Source organism: Nitrosopumilus cobalaminigenes (genome assembly GCF_013407145.1).
GTDB lineage: Archaea > Thermoproteota > Nitrososphaeria > Nitrososphaerales > Nitrosopumilaceae > Nitrosopumilus > Nitrosopumilus cobalaminigenes.
Map to the genome: position 1 here is coordinate 1 of NZ_CP026993.1, position 15,425 is coordinate 15,425.

The 15,425-nt window shown below is 33.5% G+C and carries 19 protein-coding genes; 10 read left to right on the forward strand and 9 right to left on the reverse strand.

Annotation, left to right across the window (positions count from 1 at the left end):
* The first annotated feature begins 147 nt into the window (after positions 1-147).
* Positions 148-1,350 (forward strand): Cdc6/Cdc18 family protein, encoded by a 1,203-nt coding sequence (locus C5F47_RS00005; protein WP_179360845.1) that lies wholly within the window; start codon positions 148-150, stop codon positions 1,348-1,350.
* On the opposite strand, the gene C5F47_RS00010 is transcribed toward C5F47_RS00005, so the two are convergent.
* Positions 1,327-2,772 (reverse strand): DNA-directed DNA polymerase II small subunit, encoded by a 1,446-nt coding sequence (locus C5F47_RS00010; RefSeq protein WP_179360846.1) that lies wholly within the window; start codon positions 2,770-2,772, stop codon positions 1,327-1,329. The genes C5F47_RS00005 and C5F47_RS00010 overlap by 24 nt on opposite strands.
* Before the next feature lie 148 nt (positions 2,773-2,920).
* On the opposite strand from C5F47_RS00010, the gene C5F47_RS00015 reads away from it, so the two are divergent.
* Positions 2,921-3,391 (forward strand): stage II sporulation protein M, encoded by a 471-nt coding sequence (locus C5F47_RS00015; protein WP_179361725.1) that lies wholly within the window; start codon positions 2,921-2,923, stop codon positions 3,389-3,391.
* A gap of 81 nt (positions 3,392-3,472) precedes the next feature.
* The gene (locus tag C5F47_RS00020) at positions 3,473-4,372 is read left to right on the forward strand and encodes a cupredoxin domain-containing protein (RefSeq protein WP_179360847.1); all 900 of its coding nucleotides are present in this window, start codon (positions 3,473-3,475) and stop codon (positions 4,370-4,372) included.
* On the opposite strand, the gene cbiE is transcribed toward C5F47_RS00020, so the two are convergent.
* A complete protein-coding gene (cbiE, locus tag C5F47_RS00025; RefSeq protein ID WP_179360848.1) occupies positions 4,369-5,082 on the reverse strand; it encodes a precorrin-6y C5,15-methyltransferase (decarboxylating) subunit CbiE in 714 nt (237 codons plus the stop codon). The two genes, C5F47_RS00020 and cbiE, sit on opposite strands and share 4 nt — an antisense overlap.
* 2 nt (positions 5,083-5,084) lie before the next feature.
* Positions 5,085-5,576 carry a hypothetical protein gene (locus C5F47_RS00030; protein WP_179360849.1) on the reverse strand — a complete coding sequence of 164 codons (492 nt, stop codon included), beginning with the start codon at positions 5,574-5,576 and terminating at the stop codon, positions 5,085-5,087.
* A gap of 73 nt (positions 5,577-5,649) precedes the next feature.
* Between C5F47_RS00030 and C5F47_RS00035 the strand changes: the two genes are divergently transcribed.
* Complete coding sequence (locus C5F47_RS00035) at positions 5,650-7,179, forward strand: peptidylprolyl isomerase (protein WP_179360850.1); 1,530 nt, start codon at positions 5,650-5,652, stop codon at positions 7,177-7,179.
* A 6-nt stretch (positions 7,180-7,185) separates the two neighbouring features.
* Here the strand turns inward: C5F47_RS00035 and C5F47_RS00040 are convergent, their stop codons facing one another.
* A complete protein-coding gene (locus C5F47_RS00040) occupies positions 7,186-8,544 on the reverse strand; it encodes an NAD(P)/FAD-dependent oxidoreductase (RefSeq protein ID WP_179360851.1) in 1,359 nt (452 codons plus the stop codon).
* A 69-nt stretch (positions 8,545-8,613) separates the two neighbouring features.
* On the reverse strand, positions 8,614-9,264 hold the full coding sequence (locus tag C5F47_RS00045) for an ACT domain-containing protein (protein ID WP_246271109.1): 651 nt from the start codon (positions 9,262-9,264) through the stop codon (positions 8,614-8,616).
* Between the two features lie 119 nt (positions 9,265-9,383).
* On the opposite strand from C5F47_RS00045, the gene hsp20 reads away from it, so the two are divergent.
* The 4 genes from hsp20 to C5F47_RS00065 all read left to right on the forward strand — a co-directional run bounded on the left by hsp20 (position 9,384) and on the right by C5F47_RS00065 (position 12,816).
* Positions 9,384-9,884: an archaeal heat shock protein Hsp20 gene (gene hsp20 / locus C5F47_RS00050; protein WP_179360853.1), complete on the forward strand. Its 501-nt coding sequence runs from the start codon at positions 9,384-9,386 to the stop codon at positions 9,882-9,884.
* A 29-nt stretch (positions 9,885-9,913) separates the two neighbouring features.
* A complete protein-coding gene (locus C5F47_RS00055) occupies positions 9,914-12,055 on the forward strand; it encodes a CDC48 family AAA ATPase (protein WP_179360854.1) in 2,142 nt (713 codons plus the stop codon).
* Between the two features lie 30 nt (positions 12,056-12,085).
* Positions 12,086-12,304 carry a hypothetical protein gene (locus C5F47_RS00060; RefSeq protein ID WP_179360855.1) on the forward strand — a complete coding sequence of 73 codons (219 nt, stop codon included), beginning with the start codon at positions 12,086-12,088 and terminating at the stop codon, positions 12,302-12,304.
* Positions 12,305-12,378: 74 nt separating this feature from the next.
* A complete protein-coding gene (locus tag C5F47_RS00065) occupies positions 12,379-12,816 on the forward strand; it encodes a hypothetical protein (RefSeq protein WP_179360856.1) in 438 nt (145 codons plus the stop codon).
* Between the two features lie 6 nt (positions 12,817-12,822).
* On the opposite strand, the gene C5F47_RS00070 is transcribed toward C5F47_RS00065, so the two are convergent.
* Complete coding sequence (locus C5F47_RS00070; protein ID WP_179360857.1) at positions 12,823-13,743, reverse strand: transcription initiation factor IIB; 921 nt, start codon at positions 13,741-13,743, stop codon at positions 12,823-12,825.
* A 180-nt stretch (positions 13,744-13,923) separates the two neighbouring features.
* Positions 13,924-14,115 (reverse strand): DUF1059 domain-containing protein, encoded by a 192-nt coding sequence (locus C5F47_RS00075; protein WP_179360858.1) that lies wholly within the window; start codon positions 14,113-14,115, stop codon positions 13,924-13,926.
* Positions 14,116-14,248: 133 nt separating this feature from the next.
* Between C5F47_RS00075 and crcB the strand changes: the two genes are divergently transcribed.
* Together crcB and C5F47_RS00085 are read left to right on the forward strand one after the other, a co-directional pair.
* Positions 14,249-14,629: a fluoride efflux transporter CrcB gene (gene crcB / locus C5F47_RS00080; protein ID WP_179360859.1), complete on the forward strand. Its 381-nt coding sequence runs from the start codon at positions 14,249-14,251 to the stop codon at positions 14,627-14,629.
* A gap of 5 nt (positions 14,630-14,634) precedes the next feature.
* Positions 14,635-14,865 (forward strand): hypothetical protein, encoded by a 231-nt coding sequence (locus C5F47_RS00085; protein WP_179360860.1) that lies wholly within the window; start codon positions 14,635-14,637, stop codon positions 14,863-14,865.
* On the opposite strand, the gene C5F47_RS00090 is transcribed toward C5F47_RS00085, so the two are convergent.
* A complete protein-coding gene (locus tag C5F47_RS00090; protein WP_179360861.1) occupies positions 14,866-15,138 on the reverse strand; it encodes a hypothetical protein in 273 nt (90 codons plus the stop codon).
* A 56-nt stretch (positions 15,139-15,194) separates the two neighbouring features.
* Positions 15,195-15,404, reverse strand: coding sequence for a hypothetical protein (locus C5F47_RS00095; RefSeq protein ID WP_179360862.1), 210 nt, complete (start codon positions 15,402-15,404; stop codon positions 15,195-15,197).
* Between the last annotated feature and the right edge of the window lie 21 nt (positions 15,405-15,425).

Sequence of the window (15,425 nt, forward strand, 5' to 3'; positions counted from 1 at the left end):
CTTTTTCTTTAATTTTTTTTAATAGAAAATCTAAAACTAACTAAAAATAATTAATTACAAACTAAACTACTATTACTATTCTATTCTATACTCTCTTAATTCAGATATGATTGTGTTAGTGTTGACAGGAAACAAAGGTGTGTGAGTATGTCTGATCCGATAGATGATTTACTAGATGCTGCAGAATCAGGAAAATCGATTATAAAAAATCGTGATATTCTTCATTTTACATACATTCCAGATATTATTCTTCATAGAAAAACTGAACAAGAACAAGTCACCCAATCTCTACTACCAATTCTAAAAAAATCAAGACCGTCAAATCTTCTAGTATATGGTAAACCAGGAACCGGGAAAACCTTGGTAGTTAAAAAAGTACTTTCAAAAATCCAAGAAAGGGTAGAAAAATCAAATTTTCCAATTAAACTTGTATATTCAAATTCCAAAGAAGAGACCACATTATACGGATTATTGGTCAGTTTAGGCAGGCAATTAGACCTAAAAGAGAAGGAATTACCCACAACCGGACTCGCAATCAGCGAAGTCTTCAAAAGACTACTAAACAAAATTGATGAGGGAAAACTTAATGCAATTTTTGTAATTGATGAAATTGATTATCTGGCTCAACTAGTAGCAAAAACAGGAAAGGATATTCTATACCAATTAACCCGAGCAAATGAACGTCTTACCCAAGGCTCTCTTACTTTGGTAGGAATATCAAACGACCTAACATTCAAAGAAAAATTGGATCCTCGTGTAATTAGCAGTTTAGGGGAAGAAGAGATTGTCTTTACCAATTATGATGTTGAACAAATTAAAAAAATTCTTGAAGAAAGAATCAATGAATCATTTATTGAAAATTCAGTACAAGAACCAGCCCTAAATCTCATTGCCGCACTTGCTGGCGGAGAACATGGGGATGCCCGTAGAGCTATCGATTTACTTCGGGTAGCAGGGGAACTTGCAGAACGGCAACAATCCGACAAAGTTACAATTGACCATGTCCGAGAAGCCTCTCAAAAAATGGAAGAAAATAAAGAGGAAAAATCCCTCAAATCATTCCCACTTCATGAGAAATTGGTACTTATCGCAATAATGAAGGCAAATGGGTCCTCCACAGGCGAAATTTATTCTTTATACAAAAATCTCTGTAAGACAGTTGGAAAAGATGAGCTTACCCAAAGAAGAATCACTCAAATGCTTAGTGAAATAGAATTATCTGGATTAATCTCTGGAAGACTAATCCATCAAGGAATTCATGGAAGGACAAAAAAATTCAAACTAACAATATCATCTGAAATGATAAAAAAAACATTCAAAGAAGATCTAACTTTGCAAGACATTGTCTAAATTAGAACTATAATTTTGATGGAAAACTTGGAAAGTTTTCAAATTTACCATAATAGCAATACCTGGATTTGGAGTCATTCCAACACTTGCCTGAAATGGTGTTTGTTTTTGCCAAGAGCCAGAGTTTACCAATAAAATTCCCTTGTACATATCCAATTGTGCTCTATGAACATGACCTACATGGAAGATGTCTGGAATGTCTTGAATTACCAAAAGATCCTCCATTTCAGGCGCGATTGGGGTTTGACTGCCATAAATTGGACTAAGATGTCGTGCTCTAAGTAGGTGTTTCATTACATTTGTTGGATGATCATAACTCAGACCTGGTGTGGTCTTTACAATATCATCTATACTTTGACCGTGAAACATTGAAACAATCACACCATTTAATGAAACCACAGAAGGATTACCTACCATTATCACATTTTCCCTTTCCCATAAACCAGAATTGTATTTTTTAGGAATTGCTGGTTGTGGTAGGGCTCTTCTTCCAGGATCGTGGTTTCCAGGCATTATGATGATTTTGACATTCTTTGGAATTTTATCAATCAAATCTTCTGCTTTTTTTAATTGCTCCTGAATTGTCTGACAAACCAATTCTTTATTCTGGTTGGGGTAAATTCCTACTCCATCTACCACATCTCCACCAATTAGGACAAATCGTATTCTTCTAGCAACTGGGTCCGGACTAGATATCCATGATACAAAATCTGAGAATTCTTCCTCCATGAAATACTTGCTTCCAATATGAAGATCAGAAAGAAACACGGCATATGCCTCACTCTCTGATTTGTTCTTTGCCTGTTCTGGAAGATCTGGCAAAACTAAATCTTTAATGATATATCCTGAATTTTTTGCTGAACCTATTCTTGCCATTACAAACTGGTCTAGCAGAAGAGTTCCTGCGGTTTTCTGCAATTCCTCATCAAAAATTATGCCCTCAAAGGAGCCTGAAGGGTCCTCAAGAACAATCTTTGTTATATTTCTCTCAGAATTCCTTGTGGTAACTAATCCACATACATACAAGTCATCTTCAATTTTTGCATTTTTCAATGATGCTGCAGATTTGAGCATCTTTGATTCGGGCCTATCTGAGATAATTCGTTTAAGTTTGTTAAATCGACTTGAAAATAATGCATTGTATCCTTTGACTCCCTCTCCTGATGTGATCTTGTTAGTTGGATCAGACAATACCTTAACTTCACTTTGTAAAGATGAATCCTCCTTAATTCCAAGATATGTCTCTAAATCATCTTGATTAATTTGAAATAATTTTTGTTTTGTTTTTTCTCTAACAATTTCCTTGATGATTTTTTCAAGTTTTCTTACATCTACATTTTCTAAGATTTTAAAAGCATCTGGATGGATCTGAAACCCCTTGTTTAATGCATAGTTTAATGCAAAGGTGAGTTCCTTTTTCATATCCAAAAATATCATCTGGTTTAATTAAATCTGCGCCTACACCAACCCTCAAATATTGTTCATGAGGTATCGCAATGTGAATAAAATTAGAATAATCACATTTTTTGTATTTCTAGGACTTTTTGCAGCAGCATATCAAATTGGCTCAATGTCAAATGTCACTGAGGAAGAAGCAAATGCCTTCATGGCAGAATTTGAAGAACTAGTTTTAGATATTGATGCATTTGGAATATTCACTCATAATTTGACTTTAGCATTACCAATGTTTATTCCAGGATTTGGTGTTGCATGGGGACTATTCTCTGCATGGTCTACGGGCTTTGCATTTGCATCTATTGCACTAACTGCACCACAAATTGCTGAAATACATCCCCTTTCGATTCTTTTCTTATCTCCATTTGGATTAATGGAGCTTGTTGCATACTCTTTAGGAATTTCTAGGAGTTTTATTTTGATTAGAGCAGTAGTTAAAAAAATAGATTTGATGCCATTACTCAAACCAACTCTTATAGAAATTGGAATTGTAACTGGACTTTTGTTAGCTGGAGGATATCTGGAATTTTACATGATCGAATTAGCTCAAGAACAAGGGTTGATGAACATGCCTGGATTCGAATAGTTGTTTTACCTATGGATTTGCCTAATCAGTCTAAAATAATTTAGTAGCAAATTATAAACCAAATTAGACGAGAAATTAACCATGAGGGCAGCCATTACATTACTAGCTTTACTTGTAGTTTCATCAGGATATTTTGTAAATGAGGCATTTGCAGAAATTTCTGAAAATCAAGCATTCCTTTTAGAGGGTTCGGGCTTTGCAGTAACTGAAGAAATTATCAGAATATCTGAAATTGATTTAGGTTTATCTTCACAAGATCAACGTGGAAGTACGATTAACTTTCAAACAGAAGATGGATTTATCACATTAGATAATGAAGAATTCCTAATTTCTAATTTAGAAGGGAAATTTTTACGTGAAGGAAAATATATTAGAATTAATGGTGAAATCGAAAGTTCAAGTGGATTTGATACATCAATTAGCTTTTTTGGAAGACTAGTTAGTGAAAGTAAAGATGCAGCAGTTTACGGATTTACAGGTAGAATAACAACCTCAGATGATACTTACAAAGTAATTTACACTACAAAACTATCCAGTTTAACTAAAATAGATTCTGTTTCATCAGAATCTGTAACATCTGATGAAACCATAATTCACATTCTCAAATATTCCTCAACTCAAGGAATTTCTAATAATGCAGCTCCTGGACAGCAATCAAGTTCTACAAGATTAGGATTTTTCTCTCATGATAGAATTTCAGTAGAACCTGGCTCTTCAATTATAATAGTAAATAATGATTTAGTTTCTCATAGTATTATTAGTGGAAAAGAAAACTATGGGGATCGGCATAATCCATTTACTCCAGATGATAGAATAGTTACAGGTGCAGTTGAGCCAGGAGATTCTGTTGTAATTACATTTGATGATGCAGGATTCTACAGATTGTATGATCCTGATTACCCATGGATGAAGATTGTAGCCTATGTATTTCCAGCCTCAGACAGTCTAGTATTAGGTAAAGGACAAAACCTCGGAAACTAGTTTTCCCATTGCCATCTATAATTCATGTATGAATCAAGACTGACCTGATTAAACACCATTACAGACAAGTCAGAAAATTCTTTTCCTTCCAATTCTTTCACTGTTCCCTCAAAACTAGTTTCATTCTCAGTAGTAATTGCCTCAAAAACATGAACTTTCATTTTTTCTGTTTTAAAATTATGCTCTCGAAGATAAACTGCAATCTCTGAAGGCATGAAGTGTTTGTCTGGTTGTTTAGGCCAAGGTCTTGGAACCAAAACCACACTAAAACCATCAATGAGTGCCTTTTGCAATTCCAATTTTTTATCTTCAATTGGTGTTGTAACGTGCATTGTAATCACCTTAGATTTATCCAGAGGAACTTTAGCTCTTGATGCTGCAACTTGAATTGAACTAATTCCTGGTACAATTTCCACTTCACCAAAAATTTCTATTAATCTATCTACTACTTCCGATTCTGAAAAATTTACATCTCCGGTAAATGGTATTACTAAAGTTCTATCGCCAAGCTCGGGAAGAATTTTTTGGTAAGAGTCTTCTTGATCATTCATAGTAATTTCATAGATTTCTTTTCCTACAATCAATTCTTCAATTGTTTTTAGAGTATACTTGTAACCTATAACAACATCACAATTCTGAACTATTTCTTTAACAATTTCTGTCACATATTTTGGAGAACCAGGCCCAACACCTACAGCATATACTTTCAAGTTTACTTCGTAAATTTTTGCCTGTCTTTAATATATTGCACAAAAGGCTCCCAATCCACTTTCATGTATTTTGTAGGCTCTTTTGCAGGATATTTTACCCAATCTTGGGCTATTGAATATTGAAATTTCTCATCTTTTCCATCTTTTTGATACTCTAATTGTAATGAACTTCCCCAATCTTTTTCTGTAAAACTTATACTTGAAATATCATCAAAACCCAACTCAACATTTCTCTCATCTTCACAATCATTCATCAAATCTTCTTCATTATACCCATCATGACGAATCATTGTATTTTTTGATTTGATAAAATTAATCACTTGTCTTTGAGTAATTGCTTTCCACCAATTCATCTTGGATTCAGTTTTATGAACAAACATCAAATGCTTGTCTGTTAATACTAACATGCCTTCTTTTCCACCAATTGAAAAGAACTTTTTAGATTCTCTCCACACTGAAACTAAATGTGCCTGAATCTTTTCTTCAGGTTCCATATTCGTAGAATTATTAGACTTTGTTAAAAACTAATACAATTAGCTTTTAAGTGAGCACCCATGGAAAAAATTATTGAATAAAATATTTTTGATATTATCAGCTTCATTACTTTTAATTGGTTTAGGAAATACTGCATTTGCTCAATTTGATGACAAATTAGTAGTGTTAGAAACAGAACAGGGAACTATTGTAATTGAATTCTTTTTTGAGGATGCACCAAACCATGTTGAGAATTTCATTAGCTTAACTGAATCTGGATTTTATGACGGAGTTTTATTTCATAGAATTATTCCTGGATTTATGATTCAGGGTGGAGATCCTAACACAATTGATGGTGATCCTAGTACATGGGGAACAGGTGGACCAACCACAAGCGTAGATGCTGAATTTAACACAATAAAACACAATCGTGGAATAGTCTCAATGGCAAGATCTGCTGATCCAAACAGTGGAGGTTCACAATTTTTCATTGTTCATGCTGATTCAAATTTTCTAGATGAACAATATACTGTATTTGGTAGAATTGTAACCCAAGAAAGTTTTGAGACACTTGATAAAATTGCATCAGTAGATACTGCATCTCAAGACAGGCCACAAGATCCTGAACAAGTAAAAATCACAAAAGCTACAACAATTAATCGCTCTGAAATTTCTAATCTACTTGAATTAGATGCACCAATTCGTACTGAATCTATTATAACACCAACATCTTCAACTGTTAATCAACAATTTGAAAGCACTGAACATGAAATAGGATTTAGTGTTCCTGAAGGATGGTTATTACAAACTCCAGATAAAACACAAGCAAATGCACCTGATGTTGTAGCAGTTGGACCTAAAACAGGATCAATGAATCCTGTAATCTCTTTAACAGTACAAGAAACTGGTGATAGGACATTAGATGATCTAATTGCTGAAAAACTTGAAACAATCAAACCTGTAATTGAAGCAGGAAATCTCAAAGTAAGTTCACAGAAAAAAACTATCATTAATGGATATGAGGCATATGTTACTGAAGCTCAAGGATATTTTTCATCTAATGGAGAAAATTTCAATGTACGATTCAAAGAAGTAATGATTTATGATACTGAAAAATTCTATACTCTAGCTTACAGTAATGGATTAGGCGATTTCAAATCCCAACTTTCAAGTTTTGAAGAGACACTTGATTCTTTTGAGATATTAACTGAGGGTTCATCTAATGGTGATTCTACAGATGAGTCATCAACTGAAGAAGGCGGTGGATGTCTAATTGCAACTGCAACATTTGGTTCAGAGCTTGCACCACAAGTTCAACAACTCAGAGAGCTTAGAGATAATACAATTTTATCAACAGCATCTGGAACTGCCTTTATGAGTGGATTTAACCAATTCTATTACTCATTTTCTCCTGTAATTGCTGATATGGAACGTGAACATCCTCTCTTCAAAGAATTTGTAAAACTTTCACTTACTCCAATGTTATCTTCATTATCAATTCTAAATCATGCTGAAATTGATTCTGAGGAAGAAATGTTATCTTATGGTATTGGAATCATTTTGATGAATGTTGGAATGTATTTTGTAGCACCTGTAATAATTATCTATAAAATTAGAAAATAATTTTTTTTACCAAACATCATCTACTTCATCAAGAAGCTTGTATTCTTTTTCTGTTTCACGTTTCATTAGTTTTAGTCTAGAGATATCTCTATCAAAGAACAAATCTATTACCCAATCAAGGAATACACGTGTTTTTTTATCAAACGTTGTAATTTTTGATAGGTATACATTCCTCCAAATTAACCAAGCCCAAAATCCAGAAATATTCATACCCAAAAAGGTGGCAATTCCTGATCTTTTTCCAATGATTGCCATTTGGCCTTTAGAATGATAAACAAATTTTTCTTTTGTAGAATTTTTAATTAATGAAATTAAATTTTTAGCTGCAGTTTTTGCTTGAGCCTCTGCAATTTGAGCAGTAGGTGGCAATGGTCTTTGTGTTTCAGGATCTATATGTAATGCACAATCACCAATAGCAAATACTCCAGGGAAATCTGTAACCTCTAAGTAATCATTTACAATGAGTTTTCCTTTCTCCGTTTTGAACATTGATCTTTTAATGGTATTAACTGGAGTAACTCCTGCAGTCCAGATCAATGTTTTTGTCATTACAGAATCAATTTCAGATGTATCGATTGAATCTTTTAGATGTTCATCTAATGATTTTGTAGTAACTTCATTTCCATCAAAACTAGTTACAGCAGTTTTTAGTCTAATGTCAATTCCTCTTTCTACCATCTTTTCTTTAGCAAAGTCTGCTAGTTTTGCATTAAATCCTGGTAAAATCATACCTAATGCCTCTAGAACAATTACTTTGAGATCTTCTTTGAGAATTGTAGGATAATGTTTTCTTGCATCCAATAAAAGATCCATTAATTCACCAGCAGTTTCAATTCCTGCAAATCCTCCTCCAACAACTACAAAATTTAAAAAACTTTTTCGAAGTATTGGATTTGTTTCATTTTCTGCTTGTTCTAGCATATCGATAACTCTATTCCTTAACACAACAGCATCATTGAGTGTCTTCATTGTGTATGCATTTTTTTCAACATCTGCCATTCCAAAAAAGTTAGTTTCACTACCTAATGCAACAACTAGAAAATCATAATGAATTGAGATGCTTCTTTTATCTCCTGTTCCCCATAGCGTAACTAGTTTTCCATAAGGATCAATGTTTTTGATTCTGCCCTCATAAAATTTTGTTTTTTTACAAATAGTTCTAATTGGTAAAACAATATGTCTTGTTTCAATCATTCCAGAAGCTACCTGTGGCAACATTGGTGTAAATAATAGAAAATTATCCTCACTTACCATTACTAGTTCAATTTCAGGATTATTGCCAAATTCTTTTTCTAATTGCCTGGCACATTCTACTCCAGCAAATCCTCCTCCCAAAATCACTATTTTTTTCTTATTTCTGGCCAATCGTGTCCTTTCCACAAATGGGGTGAATATATGCTATAAGAATAATTTTCAGTAAATTCACTACTATGCTTAAGTTCTCATAATATCTGAATGTAAAATATCATAAGCCCTAGAAGAATCCCTTTCATTTAGAATAATTGTGATATTATCCTGACTGAAAAATGCGTTTACCAATTCTACTCCATTTGCGTGTAATACTTCGGCTACATAGGATACTACATCTGATTGATTTTGTGCATTGGGGATTGAAATTCTGATTTTTGCAAGACCAGTACTAAACATATCATCATTTTCTGGAACATTACTGAAAATCTGTCTAATATCATCCATATCTTCAGCTAGAAATCTAAACGAATCAGATAGTCTGAAAAAATCATAATTGTTAGTTACCTTAGAGAATTTATCTAAAATTACCATTGGATCCATTTCATTTGAATCCTTAATTGAAAACTTTACATCCATTATTCCATCAGTCAAAGCCAATCTTGCATTTTTCAAAACTGATTCATCTTTGACTTCATCCTTGATTTCAAATGAATCTGCATATCTTTTGATTGCAACAACTACGGTATTGAGATTAACTGAATTTCCTAGAATTTTTTCAATCTCGGGTTGAATCTTTACTGCCAGCGCTGTATAGTTGATCAAATCCATCTTCATGCAATCATAAATTGAACGATTCCTCGTGATGATTTCTCGTACAACTTCTGGTATGGACATGTTTGTAGTCCTCATTAAGATTATTATATTATGTCAGTTATAATAGGATTATGTAAGAAATCAAAGAAATACACATAATCTTTATATAATGTCATATACATTACATACTATAGGTGAATATGACAATGTTCTTTGATAGTGAATTTGATAGAATCTTCAAACGAATGTCAAACTCTTTTTTCAATATAGATGACATTTTTGAGGAATTCAAGGGAAATGGTTCTGAATCTGGCCCATTTTATTACGGTTATACAATGACCGTTGGTCCTGATGGAAAACCTGTTGTAAAGGAGTATGGAAATGTTAAACCAGGCCTTTTGCCAACTTCTGATAAACGAGAACCACTAGTTGACACAATTGTCGACGATAAAGAAAAGGTAGTAAAGCTCATAGCTGAAATGCCAGGAGTTGAAAAATCTGATGTCAAAATTGTTGTTGAAAACAAGATAGTAGATCTTTCAGCAGAACATGATGATAAAAAATATCATGTCAAAGTTCCTGTACAACATAACGTTGACGAAAACTCTGTAAAAGCTTCATACAAAAATGGAGTTTTAGAAATCGTCTTCAAATTAGTTGAAGAGGAAAAACCAAAAGGCAAAACGGTGGAGGTTGAATAAACCCCTCTCTTTATTTTTGAGGAAATGATATGAGTGAAATAACTTTAAAAGTTGAAGAGAGTCCGCAACAACATGTTGGAAGAGGTAGAGCTATAGTTGATCCTAAAATTATTGAAGATCAAAAATGGAATACAGGACAAATATTAGAACTAACATTCAATAAAAAAACACATGTAAAACTTTGGCCCGGTGCAACTGAAGAATATGGTTCAGGTATTATCAAAATAGATGGAATGACAAGACAAAATATTGGAGCTGGAATTGGTGATAAAATTTCACTAAAAACAGTTGAAGCTGTAAATGCTGAACAAATTATTTTGTCACCAACTGAAAAGATTGCTGCAGAAGGATTGCAAGAATACATGATTTACAATTACCTTAATCATGTGTTTACAACAGGGGATTCAATATCTCTTAACACCCAGATGGGCGGAAGAGTTCAATTTGTTGTTACAAGCACAAAACCATCTAAACCAGTTTTGGTTACAGAAAACACTGTATTCAAGCTTGGTGCAATGACTAAAGCAGTTGATTCATCATATCCAAGAATCACATATGATGAACTTGGAGGCCTAAAAAACGAGGTTCAGAAAATTCGTGAAATGGTAGAATTACCCATGAGACATCCTGAATTATTTGATAAAATAGGCGTGGAAGCACCAAAAGGAGTACTTTTGTATGGTCCTCCAGGTACTGGTAAAACCCTACTGGCAAAAGCAGTAGCTGGCGAAACAAATGCTCACTTTATCTCCCTAAGTGGTCCTGAAATCATGGGCAAACATTATGGAGAAAGTGAAGAGAGAATCAGAGAAATCTTTACCCAAGCTGAAGAAAATTCTCCTAGCATAATTTTCATTGATGAGATTGATTCAATCGCTCCAAAAAGAGATGAAGTTTCAGGTGAGCTAGAGAAAAGAATTGTTTCACAATTACTTACTCTAATGGATGGAATGAAGTCTAGAGGTAAAGTTGTTGTAATTGCAGCTACTAACAGACCAGACTCAATTGATCCAGCACTTCGAAGACCAGGCAGATTTGATAGAGAAATTGAAATTGGAATTCCTGATGATGAAGGAAGATTAGACATTCTTTCAATTCATACACGTGGTATGCCAATTGATAAGAAAGTAGATCTAAAACAAATCTCAAAAACTACCCATGGATTTGTAGGAGCTGATTTGGAAATCTTATCTAAAGAGGCTGCAATGAAATCACTTCGTAGAATTCTTCCTGAGATTGACTATGATGAAGAAAAAATTTCATCAGAGATACTTGAAAAAATCCAAATCACAAGTGAAGACTTTAGAGATGCACTAAAAGAAGTCAGCCCTAGTGCACTAAGAGAAGTACAAGTCCAAGTTCCAAACGTAAGTTGGGATGACGTTGGTGGTTTAGATGAATTAAAGGAAGAACTCAAAGAAGCTGTTGAATGGCCAATTAAATACAAGGACGCATATGATTATGTTGATGTAGAATCTCCAAAGGGAATTTTACTTCATGGTCCTCCAGGAACTGGTAAAACACTGATAGCAAAGGCTCTAGCAAAAATGACAGAGTCTAATTTTATCAGTATCAAAGGTCCTGAACTACTTTCAAAATGGGTAGGTGAATCTGAAAAAGGTGTCAGAGAAATATTCAGAAAAGCACGACAAGCAGCTCCATGTATCATATTCTTAGATGAAGTTGATGCACTCGTTCCAAGAAGAGGAAGTGGAGGCTCTGATTCACATGTTACAGAAAATGTAGTGTCTCAAATCCTTACAGAAATTGATGGATTAGAAGAACTAAACAACGTCTTGATAATTGGTGCAACAAACCGATTAGATATTGTAGATGAGGCTCTTCTCAGACCAGGAAGATTTGATAGAATCATCAAAGTTCCAAATCCTGATGAAAAAGGAAGACAGCACATCTTTGAGATTCATACAAAGAGTAAACCTCTTGGAAGTGATGTTAAAATCTCAGAAATTGTAAAGTTAACTGATGACTTTAGTGGTGCTGAGATTGCAGCAGTCGCAAACAGAGCAGCAATTACTGCTTTGAAGAGATATGTTTCTGGCAAATCAGAAAACGTCAAAGAGATCAAAATTACTCAGAAAGATCTAGTTGACGCTGTGGAAAAGGTAAAGCCTCGAAAGAAAGAGGCACCTATACCTCAATCCATAAAATAGTCTAAATACTAAGAAAAATGAGAAATAACCATGAAACTCTATCTTGACTTTGAACCCTGCAAAGAGTGCAACGAAATGATGACAGGGTTAAGTAGTCCTGAAATGTTATTTGCTGATGACAAAACTAGAGCAGACGAGTCTGCAAAGTTTCTCAGACATTTAACATACAATCACAACGAAGTGGTTCAAGCTGTAATGGAGGATCTTCCAAAACAAAAAAGAGATCAAGAGCCTGATTTCTATAAGTAACCCTTTTTCATTCTTAGAAATTAATAATCATATTCATATACAAAAATGTCATAAACTCTTTGTGAAATTATAACATGAAATCTAGTCTCATTTTTGGCATGATTGCTATACTCGTATCTGTTAGTCTTGTACAAATTTCATTAGCATTTGAAACTGAACAAGAACCAGAACCTCCACAAATTCCACAACCTAGTCCAGCTCCAGAACCAATTAGAATGCCAGATCCTGCACCCGCACCAGATCCTTTTCCAGAAGAAACTGATTCAGAAAAAGTGAAACGACTAACTGAAGAAAATAATAATCTAAAAGATCAAAACTCTAATCTACAAAGTCAAATATCTTCATTAAAAAATGAGAAGCTAAGATTACAAGCAGAAATTTCTGAACTAAATGATTCTATACAAAGTCTTAAAGAAATCACATTGGAACAAATTCATGTAATTATGGAGTTGGCAAATCAGCTTAAAGAAATAATTTATGAAAAAATATTTGCTCCTACAATAAAATTGTAGGATTATCTACTCAATTAGCTTTAGTGTCTTCTTAATCAAGACTGCTCTGTTTCTAATAGTAACATCACTTACTCCAGATTCTACTGCAAACTTTTTTTGGCTAATTTTCTCGCCATTCATAATACATGAAATGTATAATGATGCAGCAGCTTGTGCTACTGGGTGTTTTCCTGCAGTAATCTGTTCTTTTTCAGAGCGTGCTAGTATCTCAAATGCATCTCGCTTTGTCTTTTCTTTTAGATTCATGTTGTTTGAGATCTTTGAGATAAACGAAGCAGTATCGTACTGATTAAGATTCAATTCAAGCTTTTTGATTATGGTTCTCAAATCTCTAGAGAGTATTCTTCTTTCAACATTTCCAGCCTTTGCAATATCATCCAATGTTCTTGGAATGTTGTTTTCCCTACAGGCTGCATATAACGAGGCTGAAATCAAGGAATTCATTGTTCTTCCTCTAGTTAGCTTTGCGCTAACTGCCTTTCTGTAAATGTAGGCTGCATTTTCTACAACATTATTTGGGATTCCTAGTTTTGTTTTCATTCCATGAAGCATTGTGAAAGCCTTGCTTAAACTTGCAGTTTTTCTTGATTTGCTTCGTTGATCCCAAGTTCGTAGTCTATTGAATTCATATTTTGTTTTACTAGATAATGAATTTCCAGAAGAATCTTTATTCGTACCAATCACAGTTGAAAGTCCTTTGTCATGCATTGTTAGTGATGTAGCAGGACCTGTTCTTGCTAGTTTCATAAAGTCTTCAGAGTTGTAACCGTTGTTTTCATATGATGCGTCAGCCATATTTTGCAATAGGATAAGACCGCAACCCCCACAAACAATTTCTCCTCTTTCAGAATCTGTTATTGCAGGGTAGGTTTTGCAAGTATCTAGTTGACACTTGACATCATAATCGTTTGAATAATTTTCTACCACTATCAACTACTGTAGGCGATTATAAAATAAAAATAATATGATTCAGGTAATTTTGTATACAAAACTAAACTTTACAAACGAAAAATTCCTATTTTTTTGATAAAATAAAATTCTTGTTTCCAATACAACACACATTGTAATAAATGTTAAAAATGAAAATAATTTTTTGTAAGAAAATATCTATTTCTTAATTGATTCTAAAGAATGTCCACGATTTGTAATCATTTGAGTAACTGCTTCAACAGTATAATCAATTCCATGTTCTTCTTCAAAATGATTTCTTAATTTTTCAATGAGACCTATAGTTTTTTCTTCATCTAGAATGTAATCACATTCAAAACCATAATCTTCACATCTTAATTTTAATGTCATTCAGTGTGGCAAAAATATTGAACCTATAAAAACTATAGACACATCTTTCTTCATCTATACAAAATTAGGCACAAATTAAGCCTAATTACACTCCAAATAGCACTAATACTCTCAAATTGTCTCTATTGAGTAGATGAAAGGGCTAGAGTTTGTTTTTCTTGCAGCAGGTTCAGTACTAGGTGCATTTCTAAGATACAAAGTAACTGAATCACCTTTGCTTTTCAATACATTACCACTTAATGTTTTGATAGTTAACATACTAGGAGCATTTATTCTCGGAGCATTCATTGTTTTGTCTCAACATTGGCAAATCGATGGAAGATATTCTCTATTTGCAGCTGTAGGATTTTGTGGTTCACTTACTACAATGTCGTCATTTGCACTTGATTCTACTAATCTTTTAGAGAACCATCATTATGGCACACTAGCTATTAACCTTCTTGCAAATGTTGGATTATCCATTGCTGCACTAATTGGTGGAAAGTCATTAATGAGTGCAGTTGTTAATAATTAATAGAAATGGTCTATTCATATCAAGTTGTAAAGTTTCAAACAATTTCTTTTGTACAAGGAAATCACTGGTCTCAATCAGTTGGAGATAAAGGAATTCTTTACAAATCACTTAAAGATCCCTATTCAAAACTAATTGTTCAATCATCAAATGGTTCAAAAAAATTATACCATGTTCCAAAAGACAGAACTGTCGTAGTAACAAATGATACAATTCATTTTCTAGGAGAATTGGCTTAATTATTTAAAAAACTGATCAACTTGATCTCTATACTTTAGAGCAATTTTTCCAAAATCAGTAAAGTCATCTGCAGTTGGATATTTCATTTTCATTGCAAATTGATTTACAAATACAGACAACGCACTTCCAATAATTAGGTTGTAAACTCCATCTGCAATATTATTAGAGTACGGAAATGCTACTCTGATAAATGGCAAGTATGTCTCAGTCTGTGAAATCATTAATTTGATATGCTTTTCAACAAATTCTTCCACGTCTGCAGGAATTGCCATAACTATACTTGTATTGATTTCATATAAGTAGAACTTTAATTCTTAGGCATGATTTTTTATCTTACAATTTGGGCCATGTACTTTTCTTTACCTTTTCTACTTCTTGGAAGACATCTTAATTGTCTATTACAACATGGGCAGATTATCCCTTCGTACTCTACAAATACTTCACAATAATTACATCTTTTTTGCCCTGCAGCATACCTACCAATTTCTGTTGGTTTTATTGCCTTGTATTTTTTGCATTCACCTATACAATAAGTCATGAAATAGTGTAAAATTATCCA